The sequence below is a fragment of the Streptomyces sp. SL06 genome (assembly GCF_058244745.1).
In genome coordinates, this window is the sequence record NZ_JBSYOT010000002.1 from 2274928 (window position 1) to 2290613 (window position 15686).

The window sequence follows — 15686 nt, forward strand, 5'->3', positions numbered from 1 at the left end:
CCGCGCGGCGGCCACTGAAAGGCAGTATCCGTGACTGTTGACAACGACAAGAAGGCGGGCGAACCGGCCGGCACCCCGCCGGCCGGACCGGAGGCCATCAAGGCCATCCCGGTCCGGCACTACGGGCGGTACGTCTCCGCGGTCGTCGCGATCGCGCTGCTGGCCGCGGTCGTCTACGCGTTCTCCCAGGGCAAGATCAACTGGGGTGCGATCCCGGACTACTTCTTCGACGACCGGATCCTGTCCGGCATGGGCAAGACGCTGCTGATCACCGTCCTGGCCATGCTGATCGGCGTCGTCGGCGGCATCCTGCTCGCCGTGATGCGGCTGTCGAAGAACCCGGTGACCTCGTCCATCGCGTGGTTCTACATCTGGTTCTTCCGCGGCACGCCGGTCCTGGTGCAGCTGGTCGTCTGGTTCAACCTCGGCCTGGTCTTCGAGTACATCAACCTCGGGCCGCTGTACCGCGACGAGTGGTCGGACTTCATGACGCCGTTCCTGACGGCGCTGCTCGGCCTCGGCCTCAACGAGGCCGCCTACATGGCGGAGATCTGCCGGGCCGGTCTGCTCGCGGTCGACGAGGGCCAGACCGAGGCGGCGCACGCGCTCGGCATGAGCCACAGCAAGACGCTGCGCCGGATCGTGGTCCCGCAGGCGATGCGCGTGATCGTGCCGCCCACGGGCAACGAGGTCATCAACATGCTGAAGACGACCTCGCTGGTGTCGGTCGTCCAGTACTCCGAGTTGTTCCGCGTGGCCCAGGACATCGGGCAGACCTCCGGCGCCCCGGCCGAGATGCTGTTCCTGGCGGCGGCCTGGTATCTGCTGCTGACCTCGGTCTTCAGCGTGGGCCAGTACTACCTGGAGCGCTACTACGCCCGTGGCTCCAGCCGCTCGCTGCCGGCGACGCCGTGGCAGAAGGTCAAGGCGAACATGATCTCCCTCGGCCGCCCGAAGGGGGGCATGGCATGACCGAGAAGCTCGACACTCCCGCGAGGGACGCCTCCGTCCCCATGGTGAAGGCCGAGGGCGTCCACAAGTCCTTCGGTCTCGTGGAGGTCCTCAAGGGCATCGACCTGGAGGTGCGGACGGGCGAGGTGTTCTGCCTCATCGGCCCCTCCGGCTCGGGCAAGTCGACGTTCCTGCGCTGCATCAACCATCTGGAGAAGATCAACGCCGGTCGGCTGTACGTCGACGGCGAGCTGGTCGGCTACCGCCAGAAGGGTGACAAGCTCTACGAACTCAAGGACAGCGAGGTCGCCGTCAAGCGCCGGAACATCGGCATGGTCTTCCAGCGCTTCAACCTGTTCCCGCACATGACGGCGGTGGAGAACGTCATGGAGGCGCCGGTGCAGGTCAAGGGCGTGAGCAGGGCCCAGGCCAGGGACCGCGCCCGCCAGCTCCTGGAGCGCGTGGGCCTGGCCGACAAGGCCGGCAACTACCCCTCGCAGCTCTCCGGCGGCCAGCAGCAGCGGGTCGCGATCGCGCGGGCCCTCGCGATGGACCCGAAGCTGATGCTGTTCGACGAGCCGACCTCGGCGCTGGACCCCGAGCTGGTCGGTGACGTCCTCAACGTCATGCGCGACCTCGCCGAGTCCGGTATGACGATGGTCGTCGTCACCCACGAGATGGGCTTCGCCCGCGAGGTCGGCGACAGCCTGGTCTTCATGGACAACGGCGTGGTGGTCGAGTCGGGCAACCCGCGTGAGGTGCTGACCGATCCGCAGCACGAGCGGACGAAGGCGTTCCTGTCCAAGGTCCTTTGAGGCCGTGCGAGGCCGTGCGTGGAGGGGCGGTACGGGTCTTCCGTGCCGCCCCTCCTGGTCACCGCCCCGCCGGCCGGCTCATCGGCTTCGGCCCGCCTGCATCGGCTCACTTCAGGGCGAGCAGCAGGGTGTCCGAGGGCGAGCACCACACCGGCCGCGCCTCGCCGAAGCCCTTCTCGCGCAGCACGCGCGCGTGCCAGGCCGCCGGGGGCGTCTCGCCTTCGGCGTGCTCGCCGTAGATCTCGAAACGGCGGGCCGTGGGCCCGGCCAGCACCGGGTCCTCGGCGGCGAGCTGCCACCATTGGGCCCAGTCGAGCACGCTTCCGCTCTTGGCGGCGTCCATCCGCGCGTGCCGCTGGGCGCGCTCGGCCGCGTTGATCCGGGGCGTCGTGTCGTCGATCATGTGATCCGCGTTCATGAAGACACCGCCGTCGCGGACCAGCTCCGCGACTTGGCCGTAGAGGACCGCGAGGGGTTCGGCGTGGAGCCAGTGCAGGGCCGTGGCGCTCAGGACGGCGTCGTACGAGTCGTACGGCAGCCTGGCCGGCCAGTCGGGGTCCTTGAGGTCGGCGGTCACCAGGCCGACGCGCGCGTCGCCCGCGAAGGTGCCCTCGGCGATGGCGAGGAGCGCGGGGTCGAGGTCCACGCCGGTGCTGGTGGCGTCCGGGAACCGGGCGAGCAGCCGGGCCGTGATGGTGCCGGTGCCGCAGGCGAGGTCGAGCACACGCGGTGCGGGGCCGACGAGCGCTCCGACCATGTCGAGCATGATCCGGAAGCGCTCCTCGCGGTCGGGCATGTACCACTCCTGCTGCCGGTCCCAGCTCTGCTGCCAGGCCTGCCAGTCGGTGGCGGGTGTGCCGGTCGTGGTGGTGTCCGAGTCCGTCATTCGGCTCCTCCGTCGCATGCCTCACGTAATACCCTGGGACCACGATCAGCTGTTACCTGACCGCAGGCACGACCCTAGAGCCCCACCGTAAGGACTACAAGTGGAACTGGCCTATTACTCGGATTACGCCGTGCGTCTCGTCAACACCGAGGAGCCGGCGCGGGGGCGGGACGTTCCTGACCTCGGTCGAGGCCGTCCGCGAACTCTTCGGCGTCAACCAGTCGGCGGCCCGGCGCGCCACGGAGGCGGACGTGACCCGGTTCCGCTCGGTCCGGGGGCGGCTGCGCGCGGTCTTCGAGGCGGCCGACGGCGGCGACGAGACCCTCGCCGTGGACCTGCTGAACTCACTCCTCCTCGAGTTCCCGGTGAGCCCGCAGATCTCCGGCCACGAGCACCGCGACGACGACGGCAGCCCGCTGTGGCACATGCACCTGGCGGACCACCCGTCCAACGCGACCGCGGGTTACGCCGCCATCGCGGCGATGGGCCTGGCCTTCCACCTCACCGAGTACGGCGTGGACCGCCTGGGCCTGTGCGAGGCGTCCCCCTGCCGCAACGCCTACCTGGACACCTCCACCAACCGCTCCCGGCGCTACTGCTCCGACCGCTGCGCCACCCGCGCCAACGTGGCCGCCTACCGGGCCCGCAAGCGCCTGGAGGCGGACCGGTCGGTCAGCACCGGCCTGAGCGCCGACAGCGCCCAGCGGACCACGGCGAACGGCGAGCGCTGACCCGAGCGCGGCGGCCGGTACCGGAACCGCACCCTGCCGAGCACGAGTTCCTGCGGCACCACCCCGTAGTCGGTGCTGTCCCCGCCCGCGAACGCGTTGTCCCCGAGCACCCACCAACCGGCCCCGCGCCGCTCGGCGGCCCGCTTGACCACGAGCAGGTCCTGCTGGAAGGGATGCCGCAGTACGACCACGTCACCCACTCTGACTCTGGCCCCCCAGTGCACGAGGAGCACGTCCCCGTGGTGCAGCGTGGGCACCATCGAGGGACCGGTCACCTCGGCCGGTCCGAAAGGCAACGCCCCTCTCACGCGCTCGGTCTCCTGCGACAGCTGCTCCGGCATAACCCGGCACCTCCCCGGTCTTTCCTCCACCAGTCTCAGTCTCACCCGGGACTTTTGTCCTAAGCCCATGGGGGCACCCGCGAAATCGGGCCTCCCAGGGAGTAATGTCCCCCCTGAGAAGACGATCACGAGGAAGGAACGCTTCATGCTTTCCCGCCTGTTTGCCCCCAAGGTCACGGTCAGCGCCCACTGCGACCTGCCCTGCGGCGTGTACGACCCGGCCCAGGCCCGCATCGAGGCGGAGTCGGTCAAGGCCGTCCAGGAGAAGATGGCCGGCAACGACGACCCGCACTTCCAGACGCGCGCCACCGTCATCAAGGAGCAGCGCGCCGAGCTGGCCAAGCACCACGTCTCGGTGCTGTGGAGCGACTACTTCAAGCCGCCGCACTTCGAGAAGTACCCGGAGCTGCACCAGCTCGTCAACGACACCCTGAAGGCCCTGTCGACCGCCAAGGCCTCCACCGACCCGGCGACCGGCCAGAAGGCCCTGGACTACATCGCCCAGATCGACAAGATCTTCTGGGAGACGAAGAAGGCCTGATCTCTGGCTAGGCCGTCTGACCTGCGGTTTCGCGGGTCACGTCGCCTACCTGTCCGCACCCGGTCCGCAGGCCGCCGAGCACGGCGTCCATGACGGCCCGGGTGCGGTCTTCTTCGCCCGGCCGCAGATGCGGGTGGATCCGCAGCGTGATGACGGCGGACGCGTGCCCGAGGACCATCTGGACCTGCTCGACGCTCGCGCCGTCGGCGATGAGCGCGGAGGCGTAGAAGTGCCGCAGGTCGTGGGTGACCATGTGCGGCATCTCAACGGGCTTGCGGGCCTCGTGCCCGGCTGCTTCGTTCTCCACCGCCTGGAGCACCTTGCGGGAGCACTCGGTCTTCCAGCGGCGGCGGTTGAGCGGCTCCCCCTCCTCCATGGTGAACAGGCACTGCCCGCCAGGCGGGCCCGGTCGGTCACAGCGGCGTCGTGGGCGGCGGACAAGTCGGTCACGTCGGCAACTCCGGAGGACGGGCGGCGGGCAGGGACGCACGGACGACCGTGTGCTGGAGCCGGTCACGCAGGTGCACCGCCCGCGCGGCTCCACCGTACTGCGGCCCTCCCAGCTCCCGACCGAGAACGGTGAGCCGGCGCACCATACTGGCCGACATGCGTTCCGGCGAGGACTGGAGAACGAAGCCGAGCATCTTTCCGTGCCGTCCAGGTCGCCCAGCAGCAGACGCCCGCCGGCAAGGTCGAGGTGCGCGGCGAACAGGTCACCAACCGACTGGTCATCGCCGTCCGCGCCGCGATAGAGGCGGATCACCGTCTCCGCGCTGACGATCGCCCGCTGGACGTGCTCCTGCCCGCCTACGGCCAGAAGGGTCGTTCCGGCGTACGCGGACTGCTTGGCCGCGGGGAAGTCGAGGACTCCCAGTGCCTCGTCCCGACCCGAGATCGCCTCACGAGATCGTTCGGCGTCCGACAGGGCGGCGAGCGCTCCTGCCGAGTCGCCGACTGTCGCCCGCGCCCGCGCCTCCAGGCTCGCCAGCCGCGCCCCGATGCTGCCGCCCTCCCTGTGCGGACGACCGACCTGGGCGAGCTGGGCCGCCCGCGCGGCCCACACCCACGGGGGCCGCACGGTGAACGCGACACACCAGCCCGTCGACGTCGGCGAGATCTCCGACCTGATCGACGAGGCCCTCGGCGCGACCGGCATCCTGCCGCCCATATCCCGGCTCGAAGAACTCGACAGAGTGCTGCGCGCCGAGATCGAGCGGCTCGTGCCGGTCGCGCAGCGGCAGGCCGACGCCACTCCACTCCGGTCCCGCGAGTGGTACACCCTGATCCAGGCCGCCGAGCGCGCCGAGGACGCCTTGGGTTACCAGATCGGCGCGACCCCGCTCGCCGGGGCAATCCACATCGGCGAACTCGCCCGCCGGGTGTCCGAGTTGCACATCTCCGCGGCAGGTGACGAGGCATGATCTGCGCGCGCTGCGACAAGCCCATCGAGGGACAGCCCGAGAAGATCATGCCCGACTCACCGACGGGCGCTACCGAGATCCTCGTGCACCCCGACTACTGCAAGGCGTCCCCGCGGCCCCTGCTTCGAGTCCGGCGTCAGGAGTTCTCGGGCCGTGTGTCGCGTGCCGGCCTCGTGGCGCGGGGGCGCCGCTCCGGATCGGTGGGCCGGGTTTCCATGACCAGCTCGTCGATCTCGTCGACCAGCTCGTACCGAGCCGCTACGGGTGCGGTTCGCGCCACATCGGCCACATTCGGGGGCCGTCCGGCAGGTCGAGGACCTCGCCAGTGAACTTGAAGCCGAGGCGTTCGTACAGCACCCGGCTGCGGGCGCTGCTCGCCTCCAGATAGGCGGGCAGCCCCTCGCGGTCACAGCGGTCGAGGGCCGTCCCGATGAGCGCGGTTCCCAGGCCCTCGCCCTGCCGTCCGGGGACCACGCCGATCATCCACAGGTACGCGTGGGCACGGCCGGAGGGGTGGATGCCCTCCGTCAGCCGGGCGATCAGCTCGACGCGCTCGTTCCGCGGATCGACGGCCTCGCGCACCTGTGCGGGGCCGTCCGCGCCGTCGCCGGGCTCGTCGCCGGTGTGCTCGTCCGCGGGGACGGGCAGCCACAGCGCGCAGGCCGCGCCGTCCTCGGTGAGGTCGATGCGCCCATCGGCGAGCACGGCGTCGGTGAAGGCGGCCATGAGCCGGTGGTGGGTCCGGCGGCGGTACTCCTCACCGGGGAAGACCCAACTGCTCACCGGATCGTCCCGGAAGGCCTCGTCCAGCAGCCGGACCACCCGCTCCCGGTCGCCCTCCCCCGCCGTCCGGATCACCACACCCATGTCCCGCCCGCCCTTTCGGCTCAACCTCGCCCGCGTTTACGGCGGTTGAGCCTATCCGGTGCCGTGGGCCACGAGCGGACCCCCACGGCCGCGGACAGGGGTCGGGCCCCGCACACCGTGGGGAAGTGCGGGACCCGCCCGACCGGAACCCTCGGCAGTGCGGTCGTACGTCGGTCAGGTGCCGTACGACCCTGCCTCGGGCCCCGGGGCTTGCGCGGCCGGCCGGGATGCGCCGGGTGAGGCCGTCAGGTGCTGCGCCGGGTCACATACTCGGCCAGGGCGAGCAGGCCGCCCGCCGCCTCCGGGTCGGACACGGCACGGGCGAGTTCCTGCATGGCTCTCGCCATCCGGTCGGCCGCATGGGCCTGCGCCCAGTCCCGGCCACCCGCCCGCTCCACGATCAGGGCGGTGCGTTCCAGATCCTCCTTGCCCTCCTCGTACGGCGCCGCGTACAGCTCGGCCAGTTCTGCGGCGGCCGGGGTGCCGGAGGTGAGGGCGGCGACCACCGGCAGTGACTTCTTGCGGGCGGCCAGGTCCGCGCCGACCGGTTTGCCGGTGCGGCGCGGGTCGCCCCATATGCCGATGACGTCGTCGATGAGCTGGAAGGCCAGCCCGGCCTCACGGCCGAAGCCGTCCAGGGCGTCGACGTCCTCGTCCGCGGCACCGGCGTACAGCGCGCCGAGGGCACAGGCGCATCCGAGCAGCGCGCCCGTCTTGGCCTCGGCCATGGCGAGCGTCTCGTCGAGGGTGATCTCACCCGGGGCGCGCCGCTCCATGGCCGTGTCCGCGTGCTGGCCCTCGCACAGCTCCATGACGCAGTCGGCGAGCCGGGTGGCCCCCGCGGCGGACGCGGGGTGCGGGTCCGCCGCGAGCAGCCGCAGGGCGAGCGCCTGGAGGGCGTCCCCCGCGAGGATGGCGTCGGCGTCGCCGAACACGGTCCACGCGGTCGGCCGGTGGCGTCGGGTCGCGTCCCGGTCCATCACGTCGTCGTGCAGCAACGTGAAGTTGTGGACCAGTTCCACCGCCGCGGCGGCCCGGCCCGCCGACGCACGGGCCACCGGTCCGCCGAGGGCGGCGGCCGCGGTGAGGACGAGCGCGGGGCGGATCGCCTTGCCCGCGTTGCCCGCCGCGGGTGTGCCGTCCGCGTGCTGCCAGCCGAAGTGGTAGAGCGCGATCCGGCGCATCGACGCGGGCAGCGACGCGATGGCGGAGCGCAGTTCGGGGTCGACCGACGCCCGGGACTCCCGTAGGAGAACCGCCGCCTCCTGTCCCTCGGGCACCACCGGCCCGTGTCCCTCGGGCGCTGTCCCCGGCTCCTTCTCCCGCTGTGTGCCGATGGGCCCGTGCCTTTCCAGCGTTCGGGTGGGGCGACGCGTCGCGGTGATGTCGCCACGTGTCTCCGTCATGGACTCACCTCCCCCATGGGTCCGCTTCCGTACCCCCGGGGTGTACCCGCCCGGGAGGGCGGGGACACGACGCCGGGGAGACGCAACGTCACCGCCAGCGGCCGATCTCGACGTTCTCCAGAACGCCGAGCGCGTCCGGCACGAGGACCGCGGCCGAGTAGTAGGCCGTGACCAGGTACTTGATGACGGCCTGTTCGTTGATGCCCATGAAGCGCACCGACAGACTCGGCTCGATCTCGTCCGGGATGCCGGTGGCCCGCAGACCGATGACGCCCTGGTCCTGCTCGCCGGTACGCAGCGCGATGATCGAGGTCGTACGGGCCTCGGTGACCGGGATCTTGTTGCACGGGTAGATCGGCACCCCGCGCCAGGTGGGGATGCGGTTGCCCGCAACGTCGATCGTCTCGGGGACGAGTCCGCGCTTGTTGAGTTCGCGGCCGAACGCGGCGATCGCGCGCGGGTGGGCCAGGAGCAGCTTGGTACCGCGCCGCCGGCTGAGCAGTTCGTCCAGGTCGTCCGGGGCGGGCACGCCGTCGTGCGGCTGGATCCGCTGGTCGTACTCGCAGTTGTGCAGCAGGCCGAACTCGCGGTTGTTGACCAGCTCGTGTTCCTGACGCTCCTTCAGCGCCTCCACCGTCAGCCGGAGCTGCTGCTCGGTCTGGTTCATCGGCTGGTTGTAGAGGTCGGCCACGCGGGAGTGGATGCGCAGCACGGTCTGGGCGACACTCAGTTCGTACTCACGGGGCCGGGCCTCGTAGTCGACGAAGGTGTGCGGGATGTCCGGCTCGCCGCTGTGGCCCGCGGCGAGGTCGATCTCCTTCTCACCGTGCTTGTTGGTGGGCTGCTGCGTGATCGAGCGCCGCTGCTCCAGGTGCGCGCGCAGCGAGTCCGCCCGCTCCGCGACCTGCTCCACCTCCTGGCGGGGCAGGACGAGCACCGTGCAGGCGGTGACCGCGCGGGCGGTGTACTCCCAGATGGCGTCCCCGTCGAGAAGGGCCTGGTCGCCGAAGTAGGAGCCGTCGGCGAGGACGCCGAGCACCGCGTCGTCGCCGTAGGGACCGGTGCCGATCTTCTCGACCTTGCCGTGTGCCAGCAGATAGACCTCGTCGGCTCGGCCGCCGAACGAGGCGATCACCTCGCCGGGCCCGAACTCCCGCTGCTCACAGCGCTGCGCGAGTTCCGAGAGAACCCCGTCGTCCTCGTACGACCGCAGGGCCGGCAGCTCGCCCAGCTCGGCGGGGATGACCTCGACGCGGTCGCCGGTCTTCACGAACGTCACACGTCCGTCGCCGACGGCGAAGGTCAGACGCCGGTTCACCCGGTACGTGCCGCCCTGGACATCCACCCACGGAAGTGAGCGCAGCAGCCAGCGCGAGCTGATCTCCTGCATCTGAGGAACGGACTTGGTCGTGGTGGCCAGGTTCCGCGCGGCCGCCGTGCCGAGGCTCTGCTGCGGCCTGGTCTGCTCGGTGCGGACCTCTTCGCCTACCGACATAAGGAATTGCCCTCCCAGTCATGCCGGACGGCTAGGCCCGGCATCGATGTGCGTGGACCAGCCTTCCTCACGGAGCGTGCTGATGCTATTACACGAAAGAGGGGGAATGGATCACGGACGGCCGGGGCAGACATGGAGGCTTGTCGCGGTCTTGACGGCATGTCCGGCCCTGCTCAGTGCCGTTGGCCGGGGCGAGACTGTCCGAATCGACTCGCACACGGACCGAACAAGTAATAGGAAGCCCTCCGCTTCGGTACAAGCACGGTACGAGGCGGTCGCGACAGGCGGCCGTCGCTCAGCGTGAAGGAGTCGGTCGTGGCCGCACCCATGTCCGCGAGCAGTTTCCTGAAAGCACTGAAGGCGGAAGGTCTCACCGTCGTGGAGGTCGGCGACTGGCGGGACCACAACCGCAACGACAAGGGTGCGTGGGGTCCCGTGCACGGCGTGATGATCCATCACACCGTCACCGAGGGCAGCGCGCCGACCGTGGACATCTGCCGCAAGGGGCACGAGGGCCTGCCGGGCCCCCTGTGCCACGGTGTCATCACCAAGGACGGCACGGTCCATCTGGTCGGCTACGGCCGGGCCAACCACGCCGGGTTCGGCGACGACGACGTCCTGCGCGCCGTGATCGCGGAGAAGGCGCTGCCCCCGGACAACGAGTCGAACACGGACGGCAACCCGCACTTCTACGGTTTCGAGTGCGAGAACCTGGGCGACGGCGACGACCCCTGGCCGGCGGTCCAGCTGGAGGCGATCGAACGGGCCGCCGCCGCGGTCTGCCGCCACCACGGGTGGAATGAACGATCCGTCATCGGGCACCTCGAATGGCAGCCGGGGAAGGTGGACCCGCGGGGATTCACGATGGCCTCGATGCGGGAGCGGGTCCGGGACCGGCTGAAGTGAGCCGCGCGTCGCGCGCGGCGGCGTGACAATGGCAGCGTGACCGGCACCGACACCTCCGACACCCCCGGCACCTCCGGCCTCGGCGCCCTGCGCCCCCGCCTGCCCTCGCCCTCGCAGGAGGTCGCCGACGGCAGGTTCGAGCGCTGCGGTGTCCGTTTGCTGCTGAAGCGGGACGATCTGATCCACCCCGAGCTGGTCGGCAACAAATGGCGCAAACTCGCGCCGAATCTCGCCACGGCGGACGGCCGTACGATCCTCACGTTCGGCGGTGCGTACTCCAACCACCTGCGTGCCACCGCCGCCGCCGGCCGGCTGCTCGGGCTGCCCACCGTGGGCGTGGTACGCGGTCAGGAACTGGCGGGCCGGCCGCTCAACCCCTCGCTGACCCGGTGCGCGGCCGACGGCATGCGGCTGCACTTCGTCGACCGCTCGACGTACCGCCACAAGAGCGAACCGGGGGTCCTGGCGGCCCTGCTGCGCGCGGCCGACGCCGAGGACGCGGTCGTCGTCCCCGAGGGCGGCAGCAACGCGGAGGCCGTCCGCGGCTGCCGGGCACTCGGCGAGGAACTGGGCGCGAGCGCCGACGTGGTCGCCGTCGCCTGCGGCACCGGCGGCACGCTCGCCGGTCTTGCCGCCGGGCTGCCCCCGGGGCGGCGGGCGCTCGGGATACCCGTGCTCAGGGGCGGCTTCCTGGCCGACGACATACGGCGGCTCCAGGAGCGCGCGTTCGGCGGGCTGCGCGGCGCCTGGAGCCTCGACGACCGCTTCCACTGCGGCGGCTACGCCCGCACCACTGCCGAGCTGGACTCCTTCGCCGCGGACTTCGAACAGCGCCACGGCCTCCCCGTGGAGCGCGTCTACGTCGCCAAGATGCTGTACGCCCTGCTCGCCCTCACCCAGGAGGGCGCTTTCCGGCCCGGGACGACGCTGGCGGCGGTCGTCACCGGCCGCCCCTTCGCCTGAGCGGGCCCGTCGAGAGCCACGGGATCCGCCGCGTCCGGCCGCACACACGCGCGGTCTGCCAATTGCCGACCGCCGTCGGCCCGACGCCACACCGACCCGGACGCCACGCGCGGGCGTGCTGTCCCGTCGCATCGCGGGGTGCGGGCCGGTCGTCCCGTCCGGCTGCCCCGCGACACGCCCCCTGCACCGTGCCGCTACGTCGCCTCCCGGTACGCCGCCGCCTCCTCCAGGTCCAGCCTGCGCAGCAGGGTCCGCAGCATCTCGTCGTCGATGTAGCGGGCGTCCCGCAGTCGGACGAACACCTCGCGCTCGGCGCCGATCATCTCCCGGGACAGTCGCCGGTAGGTGTCGTCGACGGTCTCGCCGGTGCCGGGGTTGACCTGTCCGAGCCGCTCCCACACGGCGTTGCGGCGGCGTTCCAGGACCATGCGGAGGCGGTCGGCGAGCGGGCCCGGCAGGGTGTTGCGCTCGTCGGCGAGAAGGTCGTCCAGACGCTGTTCGGCGGCCCGGGACGCCTGCGCCTGGGCGTTGGCCTCCGCCAGGGTCTCGGCCTGTACGTCACGCGAGGGGAACTTCAGCAGGCGGATCAGCGGCGGCAGGGAGACGCCCTGCACCACCAGCGTGCCGATGACCGTGGTGAACGTGAGGAACAGGATGAGGTTGCGCTCGGGAAAGGGCTCACCGCTGTGCATGGTGAGCGGGATGGAGAAGGCGATGGCCAGCGAGACCACGCCCCGCATCCCGGCCCAGGCGATCACGAACGGCCCCTTCCAGGTAAGGGCCCCCTCGCGCGCGCGGACGCGTGCCGACAGCCTCGGCAGGAAGGCCGCCGGGTACACCCACACGAACCTCGCCGCGGCGACCACCAGGAAGAGAGCGACCGCGTACCAGACCGCGTCGGCGCCGTGGGTCGCCCCGAGGCCCCTGAGCACGACGGGCAGCTGGAGTCCGATCAGGGCGAACACGGCCGACTCCAGGACGAACGCGACCATCTTCCACACCGCGTCCTCCTGGAGCCGGGTGGCGAAATCGACCTCCCACGCGCGGTGGCCGAGGAAGAGCGCGACGACCACCACCGCGAGCACCCCGGAGGCGTGCACCTGCTCGGCGACGGCGTAGGCGACGAACGGGATCAGCAGGGAGAGCGCGTTCTGCAGAAGGGCCTCCCTCAGATGCGTGCGCAGCCAGTGGAGCGGGAGCATCAGCACCAGCCCGACGCCGACGCCGCCCACCGCCGCGATCAGGAACTCGCCGATCCCGCCGGCCCAGGTCGCGCCCTCGCCGACCGCCGCGGCGAGCGCCACCTTGAAGGCGGTGATCGCGGTGGCGTCGTTCACCAGGGACTCGCCCTGAAGGATGGTGGTGATCCGGGAGGGCAGCCCCACCCGGCGGGCGACCGCCGTGGCCGCGACGGCGTCCGGCGGCGCCACCACCGCGCCGAGCACCAGGGCCGCGGTCAGCGGCAGGCCCGGCACGATCAGATAGGCGGCGCAGCCGACGACGAAGGTGGCGAAGAGCACGTAGCCGACGGACAGCATCGCCACGGGCCGCAACTGCGCCCGCAGATCCAGGTAGGAGCTGTCGGTGGCAGCCGTGTAGAGCAGCGGGGGCAGCAGCAGCGGCAGCACGATGTGCGGGTCGAGGGCGTAGTTCGGCACGCCGGGCACGTAGCCCACCGCCAGCCCCACCGCGACCAGCAGCAGCGGTACCGGCACGGGCACGCGCCGTCCCGCGGCGGCGATCGCGGCGCTGCCCGCGACCAGCAACAGCAGCGGCATCACGTCCATCGCTCTTCGCCCGCCCTCTTTTTCCGCGCGGTCATCCGCACACCCGTCGTAACCTGGCAATCATGAAACAGTGCACGCACGTCGACGCGCTGCCGCACCCGGAACCCGCACCGCGCAGCGAGACCTGCCTGGAGTGTCTGGCCGAGGGCACGGACCCGGTGCAGCTCCGGCTGTGCCTCGTCTGCGGGCATGTCGGCTGCTGCGACTCCTCGCCGAGGCAGCACGCGACGGGGCACTACAAGGTGACCGGGCACCCGGTGATGCGCACTCTGGAGCCCGGGGAGAACTGGCGCTGGTGCTTCGTCGATCATGTCCTCGTGTGACCTCGGCCCCGGACGGTTCGACCGTCTGACGCCTGGGTACGTCAACCCGGCGCGCGCTCTTCCGATTTGGGCCCGCCGAACCCCTAGCCACTGTACGTGTTCATGTGTTTACTATGAGTGACAGCAAGGGGTTGGGGTCTCGGGGACAGGAAACTTCGGAGCGCGATAACGTCACCGCTGAACCACGCATCGCGTTACCCGTGGGACGATCCCTCGGCCCTGTAACGCTTGTACCACCTTGGAGGTGAGGGTGTCCCAGATCGCAGGCGAGCCCGCGACCCAGGACTTCGTCGAAGTCCGGCTGCCGGCCGCGGGTGCCTACCTGTCGGTGCTGCGTACGGCGACGGCCGGCCTTGCAGCCCGTTTGGACTTCACCCTCGACGAGATCGAGGACCTGCGCATCGCAGTCGACGAGGCTTGCGCGATCCTGCTTCAGCAGGCCGTGCCCGGCTCGGTGCTCAGTTGTGTCTTCCGCCTCGTCGACGACTCGCTCGAGGTCACCGTCTCGGCCCCGACCACCGACGGCCATGCCCCCTCGCGGGACACGTTCGCGTGGACGGTGCTGTCCGCCCTCGCGGGCAAGGTCTCCTCCGCCGTGGACGAGGACAAAACCGTTTCGATCAGCCTCTACAAACAGCGCGGCGCGGGACCTGGGCCGCAGTGAGGGACGGGGACGGGCCGGTGCGGGACGAAGAGCGCGGCACACGGGAGCCGCCGGCCGAGGGCAAACGTTCTCCGAACGAGGACCGACGCATGACGGACGGCATCGACGGCATCCCCGAGCAGGCCCGGCCGCATCCGGAGGACGAGGCCCCGCCCGGGGCCGTCGTTCCGGGCGACGGGCAGCGGGCCGGGGACACCCCCGGCCCGCCCGTCCGAGCGGAGGCGGAGGCTCGGGAAAGGGCGACGGGCGGGACGATGAGCGAGCACGAGCGACACGCCGAGGACGAGGCGCCGGGTGCACGAGGTACGCAGGGCACCCGGCACGACCCGCAGGACCGCAGCGGGGCGCGCCTTCTCTTCGCCGAGCTGCGCACCCTGACGAAGGACAGCCCGGAGTACGCGGAGCTGCGCAATCGGCTGGTCCGCATGCATCTGCCGCTCGTCGAACACCTCGCGCGCCGCTTCCGCAACCGCGGCGAGCCTCTGGACGACCTCACCCAGGTCGCCACCATCGGACTGATCAAGTCGGTCGACCGTTTCGACCCGGACCGCGGGGTGGAGTTCTCCACCTACGCGACCCCGACGGTCGTCGGCGAGATCAAGCGGCACTTCCGGGACAAGGGCTGGGCGGTGCGGGTCCCGCGCCGGCTCCAGGAGCTGCGGCTGGCCCTGACGACGGCCACGGCGGAGCTGTCCCAGTTGCACGGGCGCTCCCCCACGGTCCACGAGCTGGCCCAGAAGCTGGCGATCTCGGAGGAGGAGGTCCTGGAGGGCCTGGAGTCGGCCAACGCGTACTCCACGCTGTCCCTGGACGTCCCGGACACCGACGACGAGTCCCCGGCGGTCGCGGACACCCTCGGCGCCGAGGACGAGGCCCTGGAGGGCGTCGAGTACCGGGAGTCGCTCAAGCCGCTGCTGGAGGATCTGCCGCCGCGGGAGAAGCGGATCCTGCTGCTGCGCTTCTTCGGCAACATGACGCAGTCGCAGATCGCGCAGGAGGTCGGGATCTCCCAGATGCACGTGTCGCGACTGCTGGCCCGCACCCTGGCGCAACTGCGGGAGAAGCTCCTGGTCGAGGAGTAGCCGACCGCGCTCCTGCCGGGCGGCTACTCCTCGGCGTTGCCGGGGCCCCGGATGCCGAGGGCCCGGGTGGTCGTGGGGTTGACGAGCAGGACCAGCGCCGTGACGGCCACCACGCCGAGCACGATGCCCGCGGGGATGGCCAGGCTGTCGGCCTGCAACAGGTTGTAGGCCACGGGCAGTGCCATGATCTGCGTGATGACGGCGGGTCCCCGGCTCCAGCCCCGCCGGCCCAGCAGCCCGCCGGCGGCGAGCAGCGGCAGCAGCGCGAGGACGATCAGGGTGACGCCTCCGGTGATGGCGGAGGTCCGGTCGTCGGGGTGGCCGGTGAGGCCGCCCACCAGCATCCAGCCGCCCCCGACGACGAGCGCCAGCCCCTCCAGCGCGGCGAGCGCGGCGGCGGCGGTGAGCCGGCCGGGGCGGGGGCCCGCCTCTTCGGCGGCTTCGGCGGCTTCGGTGGTGGGGGTCTGCTCACTGCTCACCCCTGAAGGGTAGCCCTCGGCGCACCGG

At 71.2% G+C, this 15686-nt stretch carries 16 protein-coding genes and 2 pseudogenes; 10 read left to right on the plus strand and 8 right to left on the minus strand.

Going from position 1 to position 15686, the window contains the following annotated elements:
* Window positions 1-30 precede the first annotated feature (30 nt).
* Window positions 31-972, plus strand: a complete 942-nt coding sequence (locus tag AC4IHM_RS10165; RefSeq protein WP_490866749.1) for an amino acid ABC transporter permease — start codon at window positions 31-33, stop codon at window positions 970-972.
* A complete protein-coding gene (locus AC4IHM_RS10170) occupies window positions 969-1766 on the plus strand; it encodes an amino acid ABC transporter ATP-binding protein (protein WP_490866750.1) in 798 nt (265 codons plus the stop codon). Before AC4IHM_RS10165 ends, AC4IHM_RS10170 begins: the two co-directional genes overlap by 4 nt.
* Before the next feature lie 106 nt (window positions 1767-1872).
* Here AC4IHM_RS10170 and AC4IHM_RS10175 read toward each other — a convergent pair whose 3' ends face one another.
* Window positions 1873-2652: a class I SAM-dependent methyltransferase gene (locus tag AC4IHM_RS10175; RefSeq protein WP_490866751.1), complete on the minus strand. Its 780-nt coding sequence runs from the start codon at window positions 2650-2652 to the stop codon at window positions 1873-1875.
* A 100-nt stretch (window positions 2653-2752) separates the two neighbouring features.
* Between AC4IHM_RS10175 and AC4IHM_RS10180 the strand changes: the two are divergent.
* Window positions 2753-3383: pseudogene (locus tag AC4IHM_RS10180) on the plus strand (CGNR zinc finger domain-containing protein).
* On the opposite strand, the gene sodX reads toward AC4IHM_RS10180, so the two are convergent.
* The gene (sodX, locus tag AC4IHM_RS10185) at window positions 3287-3724 is read right to left on the minus strand and encodes a nickel-type superoxide dismutase maturation protease (protein ID WP_490866752.1); all 438 of its coding nucleotides are present in this window, start codon (window positions 3722-3724) and stop codon (window positions 3287-3289) included. The pseudogene AC4IHM_RS10180 and the gene sodX overlap by 97 nt on opposite strands.
* A 145-nt stretch (window positions 3725-3869) precedes the next feature.
* On the opposite strand from sodX, the gene sodN reads away from it, so the two are divergent.
* Window positions 3870-4265 carry a superoxide dismutase, Ni gene (sodN, locus tag AC4IHM_RS10190; protein WP_490866753.1) on the plus strand — a complete coding sequence of 132 codons (396 nt, stop codon included), beginning with the start codon at window positions 3870-3872 and terminating at the stop codon, window positions 4263-4265.
* Window positions 4266-4272: 7 nt separating this feature from the next.
* Here the strand turns inward: sodN and AC4IHM_RS10195 are convergent.
* Window positions 4273-4665 (minus strand): annotated as a pseudogene (locus tag AC4IHM_RS10195) (tyrosine-type recombinase/integrase); the annotation flags it as partial.
* Window positions 4666-5263: 598 nt separating this feature from the next.
* Between AC4IHM_RS10195 and AC4IHM_RS10200 the strand changes: the two are divergent.
* Complete coding sequence (locus AC4IHM_RS10200) at window positions 5264-5686, plus strand: DUF6415 family natural product biosynthesis protein (RefSeq protein ID WP_490866754.1); 423 nt, start codon at window positions 5264-5266, stop codon at window positions 5684-5686.
* A gap of 258 nt (window positions 5687-5944) precedes the next feature.
* On the opposite strand, the gene AC4IHM_RS10205 is transcribed toward AC4IHM_RS10200, so the two are convergent.
* From AC4IHM_RS10205 to AC4IHM_RS10215, 3 genes are all read right to left on the minus strand, one after another.
* Window positions 5945-6553, minus strand: coding sequence for a GNAT family N-acetyltransferase (locus tag AC4IHM_RS10205; RefSeq protein ID WP_490866755.1), 609 nt, complete (start codon window positions 6551-6553; stop codon window positions 5945-5947).
* Between the two features lie 245 nt (window positions 6554-6798).
* Window positions 6799-7959, minus strand: a complete 1161-nt coding sequence (locus AC4IHM_RS10210; RefSeq protein ID WP_490866756.1) for a family 2 encapsulin nanocompartment cargo protein polyprenyl transferase — start codon at window positions 7957-7959, stop codon at window positions 6799-6801.
* A gap of 88 nt (window positions 7960-8047) precedes the next feature.
* On the minus strand, window positions 8048-9454 hold the full coding sequence (locus AC4IHM_RS10215) for a family 2B encapsulin nanocompartment shell protein (RefSeq protein ID WP_490866757.1): 1407 nt from the start codon (window positions 9452-9454) through the stop codon (window positions 8048-8050).
* 327 nt (window positions 9455-9781) lie between these two features.
* Between AC4IHM_RS10215 and AC4IHM_RS10220 the strand changes: the two genes are divergently transcribed.
* Window positions 9782-10360 carry an N-acetylmuramoyl-L-alanine amidase gene (locus AC4IHM_RS10220; protein ID WP_490870796.1) on the plus strand — a complete coding sequence of 193 codons (579 nt, stop codon included), beginning with the start codon at window positions 9782-9784 and terminating at the stop codon, window positions 10358-10360.
* A 36-nt stretch (window positions 10361-10396) separates the two neighbouring features.
* Entirely contained in the window at window positions 10397-11323 is a 927-nt protein-coding gene (locus AC4IHM_RS10225) for a 1-aminocyclopropane-1-carboxylate deaminase/D-cysteine desulfhydrase (protein ID WP_490866758.1), read from the plus strand.
* A gap of 194 nt (window positions 11324-11517) precedes the next feature.
* Here the strand turns inward: AC4IHM_RS10225 and AC4IHM_RS10230 are convergent, their stop codons facing one another.
* Window positions 11518-13110, minus strand: coding sequence for a Na+/H+ antiporter (locus AC4IHM_RS10230; protein WP_490866759.1), 1593 nt, complete (start codon window positions 13108-13110; stop codon window positions 11518-11520).
* 62 nt (window positions 13111-13172) lie between these two features.
* Here AC4IHM_RS10230 and AC4IHM_RS10235 point away from each other — a divergent pair, with 62 nt between their 5' ends.
* The 3 genes from AC4IHM_RS10235 (at window position 13173) to AC4IHM_RS10245 (ending at window position 15179) form a co-directional block, all read left to right on the plus strand.
* Entirely contained in the window at window positions 13173-13433 is a 261-nt protein-coding gene (locus AC4IHM_RS10235) for a UBP-type zinc finger domain-containing protein (protein ID WP_490866760.1), read from the plus strand.
* A gap of 250 nt (window positions 13434-13683) precedes the next feature.
* Window positions 13684-14097 carry an ATP-binding protein gene (locus tag AC4IHM_RS10240; protein WP_416525014.1) on the plus strand — a complete coding sequence of 138 codons (414 nt, stop codon included), beginning with the start codon at window positions 13684-13686 and terminating at the stop codon, window positions 14095-14097.
* Between the two features lie 17 nt (window positions 14098-14114).
* Window positions 14115-15179: an RNA polymerase sigma factor SigF gene (locus AC4IHM_RS10245; protein WP_490866761.1), complete on the plus strand. Its 1065-nt coding sequence runs from the start codon at window positions 14115-14117 to the stop codon at window positions 15177-15179.
* Window positions 15180-15202: 23 nt separating this feature from the next.
* Here the strand turns inward: AC4IHM_RS10245 and AC4IHM_RS10250 are convergent, their stop codons facing one another.
* Complete coding sequence (locus AC4IHM_RS10250; protein WP_490866762.1) at window positions 15203-15658, minus strand: hypothetical protein; 456 nt, start codon at window positions 15656-15658, stop codon at window positions 15203-15205.
* Between the last annotated feature and the right edge of the window lie 28 nt (window positions 15659-15686).

Coding starts and splice junctions, on each gene's coding strand:
- AC4IHM_RS10170 (WP_490866750.1), top strand. CDS start 969: ATGACCGAGAAGCTCGACACTCCCGCGAGGGACGCCTCCGTCCCCATG.
- AC4IHM_RS10205 (WP_490866755.1), bottom strand. CDS start 6,553: ATGGGTGTGGTGATCCGGACGGCGGGGGAGGGCGACCGGGAGCGGGTG.
- sodN (WP_490866753.1), top strand. CDS start 3,870: ATGCTTTCCCGCCTGTTTGCCCCCAAGGTCACGGTCAGCGCCCACTGC.
- AC4IHM_RS10230 (WP_490866759.1), bottom strand. CDS start 13,110: ATGGACGTGATGCCGCTGCTGTTGCTGGTCGCGGGCAGCGCCGCGATC.
- AC4IHM_RS10215 (WP_490866757.1), bottom strand. CDS start 9,454: ATGTCGGTAGGCGAAGAGGTCCGCACCGAGCAGACCAGGCCGCAGCAG.
- AC4IHM_RS10220 (WP_490870796.1), top strand. CDS start 9,782: ATGTCCGCGAGCAGTTTCCTGAAAGCACTGAAGGCGGAAGGTCTCACC.
- AC4IHM_RS10210 (WP_490866756.1), bottom strand. CDS start 7,959: ATGACGGAGACACGTGGCGACATCACCGCGACGCGTCGCCCCACCCGA.
- AC4IHM_RS10175 (WP_490866751.1), bottom strand. CDS start 2,652: ATGACGGACTCGGACACCACCACGACCGGCACACCCGCCACCGACTGG.
- sodX (WP_490866752.1), bottom strand. CDS start 3,724: ATGCCGGAGCAGCTGTCGCAGGAGACCGAGCGCGTGAGAGGGGCGTTG.
- AC4IHM_RS10200 (WP_490866754.1), top strand. CDS start 5,264: ATGCTGCCGCCCTCCCTGTGCGGACGACCGACCTGGGCGAGCTGGGCC.
- AC4IHM_RS10235 (WP_490866760.1), top strand. CDS start 13,173: ATGAAACAGTGCACGCACGTCGACGCGCTGCCGCACCCGGAACCCGCA.